Raw genomic sequence first — 384 nt, 5'->3', positions numbered from 1 at the left:
CTGGTAGCGCAGCGCGGGCTGGCCACTGGCGAAGGTCAGCGAACTGCCCGAGCCCGATGTGCTGCCGGAGGACGAACGCTGGCTGATCGTGGCCTTGGCGACCGGAACGCCGAGGGCAACGGCAGGCGGTGCCGTCTTGCGTGCAACGCCACCCTGGATCTGCGCAGCAGCGATGCCGCCTGCAAGCGATGTGGCAACGGCCACGGCAACGGCGCACGCGCGCGCGAGCTTGGACATGGGAACTCCCCGATTGTTTTGATGGAATGAACCGAGCAGCCCTGCCCTCCCGGGCGGGCTGCAACAGCGCGTCGACGCTACGGCGAGGTGGTCGCCACCGAGGTGCGATTGCCCGCGGCGTCGTAGCTGTAGGTGATGGTGGTGGTG

1 protein-coding gene is annotated in these 384 nt (G+C 68.5%); it reads right to left on the bottom strand.

Going from position 1 to position 384, the window contains the following annotated elements:
* Window positions 1–237 (bottom strand): hypothetical protein (locus tag APY03_RS34080; protein ID WP_157103500.1); only part of this gene is annotated, 237 nt, incomplete at its 3' end.
* Between the last annotated feature and the right edge of the window lie 147 nt (window positions 238–384).

Source organism: Variovorax sp. WDL1 (genome assembly GCF_001541225.1).
Classification (GTDB): domain Bacteria; phylum Pseudomonadota; class Gammaproteobacteria; order Burkholderiales; family Burkholderiaceae_C; genus Variovorax.
Note: the sequence above shows the minus strand (reverse complement) of the source record. Positions and strands in the feature narration are given on the sequence as shown.